Below are 793 nucleotides of genomic sequence, written 5' to 3' on the forward strand. Positions count from 1 at the left end.
GAAATATGTTTTATGCAGAGCTAGTTTATCAGTATGTTGCAAGCATGCAGCAAGGCATTAATGAAGGAAATGGGGGAAACATACAGGTATTAGAATCTATTGTTGGTCAATCAATATATGGTGGAGAGTGTTACATGCTTACAGCATATTATGTTGAAAAATTGGGTGGCCCACAGCTGCGTGGAAGTGGCTTTGATTATGCCGAAAGAATTGGTGATGATTACAATTGGTCAGCGTACGGTTGGTCAGTAATTTTTGACCCCAAACCGTCTGATCTAAGGATAGGAGATATCGTCAATTGGTATGCAGGTGGTGTATTAACCCCTCAAATATATGGCCATACAGGCGTGATTTCAGGTGTATCAAATGGTGGACAAGCATTTACTACCTATGAGCAAAATTCAGAGCGTGGGCGAGTTGTAGCAAAGTATAATCGGACATTTGATATAACAAAAATACGTAGTATTGTTCGTAAAAATAAGTAATATTTGACGAGTGATTGAGGGTGTGTTAAATTTAGTTTAACATACGTATAGGAGATGATAGTCATGGAAACAGTAGTACGTAAAATAGGCAATTCTGTAGGAGCAATTTTCCCAAAAGGGATTTCTCCAGAAGTTGGAGATGCGTATACAATTTTTAAAATTGATGATACGTATATTCTAAAGCCTAAAAGAGAAGATATATTTAAGAATGATGCAGATTGGAAAGACTTTAGAGATTCTGTGACTGTAGAAGATACAGAATGGGATACAATGAAGTTAGAAGGGAAAGAATACTAGATGGATTACCC

2 protein-coding genes are annotated in these 793 nt (G+C 36.9%); both read left to right on the forward strand.

Features of this window, described 5'->3' with window-relative positions; translation table 11 throughout:
• Window positions 1-485, forward strand: a 485-nt coding sequence (locus KHQ28_RS28985) for a CHAP domain-containing protein (protein WP_211777823.1), incomplete at its 5' end; no start/stop codon positions are given.
• Window positions 486-548: 63 nt separating this feature from the next.
• Window positions 549-782 (forward strand): hypothetical protein, encoded by a 234-nt coding sequence (locus KHQ28_RS28990; RefSeq protein ID WP_010829130.1) that lies wholly within the window; start codon window positions 549-551, stop codon window positions 780-782.
• Window positions 783-793: the final 11 nt, after the last annotated feature.

The organism is Klebsiella sp. 28, assembly GCF_018223905.1.
In the GTDB taxonomy this organism is placed as follows: domain Bacteria; phylum Pseudomonadota; class Gammaproteobacteria; order Enterobacterales; family Enterobacteriaceae; genus Klebsiella; species Klebsiella pneumoniae.

Bases quoted from the DNA above. Each gene is read 5' to 3' on its own strand.
- KHQ28_RS28990 (WP_010829130.1), top strand. From the start codon at position 549: ATGGAAACAGTAGTACGTAAAATAGGCAATTCTGTAGGAGCAATTTTC.